Origin of the sequence: Paludibacterium yongneupense DSM 18731, assembly GCF_000422925.1 — a bacterium.
Classification (GTDB): Bacteria; Pseudomonadota; Gammaproteobacteria; order Burkholderiales; family Chromobacteriaceae; genus Paludibacterium; species Paludibacterium yongneupense.
Window position 1 is genome coordinate 4387 of sequence record NZ_KE383963.1, and the last position, 1368, is coordinate 5754.

At 70.4% G+C, this 1368-nt stretch carries 1 protein-coding gene; it reads left to right on the forward strand.

All coding sequences use genetic code 11. The annotated features are described in order from the left end of the window. A partial coding sequence (locus G520_RS25285) for an AIDA repeat-containing protein (RefSeq protein ID WP_211222893.1) occupies nt 1-1368 on the forward strand: 1368 nt, incomplete at both ends.

A 1368-nucleotide genomic window follows, 5' to 3' on the forward strand; every position in this document is an offset into this window, starting at 1 on the left:
GGGTGCAGAATCTGTTCGGCGGCGGGGTGGCGAGCCTGACCACGGTATCGGGCGGCGGCTTGCAGAGCGTGTCGGGCGGCGGGACGGCGACCTCGGCGATGGTTTCCAGCGATGGCGCGCAAACGGTGCTGAGCGGCGGCGTCGCCTCGCAGACCCTGGTGTTCAATGCCGGCGTGCAGACCGTCTCATCCGGGGGCCAGGCCGTGAGTACGACGGTGTACAGCGGCGGCGTCGCCAGTCTGCAAGGCGGCCAGGCGAGCGCGACCCTGGTGAATAACGGCGGCCTGCTCAGCGTCGGTTCGGGCGGCGTGGCCTCGACGACCCTGGTGTCGAGCGGAGGGCAGGTCGCCATCGGCTCGGGCGGGCTGGGGCTGTCGGGCACGCTTGCGCTCAGCGGTTCGCAAACCGTGTCGGACGGCGGGGTGGCGTCGGCGACCACTGTGCTCAACGGCGGGCAGCAGACGATCGCTTCCGGTGGCTTGGCCAGCGCGAGCGTGGTCGGCGGCGGCGGCACCGAAACGGTGTTGTCCGGCGGGGCGGCGTCGGCGACGACGGTGAGCGGCTTCGGTTACCAGAACGTCTCGGCCGGCGGGGCAACGCAAGGGACCTTGCTCTCCGGCGGTGGTATACAGAATGTGTACTCGGGCGCGGCGGCGACGTCGACCGCGGTCGGCTCGGTGGGTGTGCAGTATGTGTGGAGTGGTGGGGTCGCGTCGGCCACGGCGGTGAACAGCGGCGGGCTGCAGGTACTCACCGGCGGCGGTCTCGCACAGGGGACGACACTGGCGGCGGGCGCGGTACAGGCGGTCAGTTCCGGCGGGGTGGCGTCGGCGACGACTGTCGCGGGTAGCGGGACGCAGAACGTGTCTTCGGGCGGGGTGGCCGTGCAGACGGTACTGGCAGGGGGGGCCGAAACCGTCTCGGTGGGCGGTGTGGCTTCGCAGACGACGATATCGAGCGGGGGCCGCCAATATCTGTACGGCGGGGTGGCAACGTCGAGCACGATATCGAGCGGTGGGGCGCAGTTTGTCTCCACCGGCGGAGTGGCTTCGCAAACGACGATATCGAGCGGGGCGCGTCAATATCTGTACGGCGGGGTGGATACCTCGGGCACGATAGCGAGCGGCGGGGCGCAGTTTGTCTCGGCCGGCGGGGTCGCCAGCGCGACCGCGATCGAGGGCGGCACGCAGAATGTGTTCGTCAGCGGGCTCGCGCTGTCGGCCACCGTCGGTTCGGGCGGGATACAGAATCTGACGCCTCGCGCCGTCGCCTCGATGACGGTGGTGACGGACGGCGGGGTGCAGAACGTCAGCAACGGCGCGAGCACGCAGCAGGAAACCCTGCTCGCGGGCGGGGTGCAGAATCTGT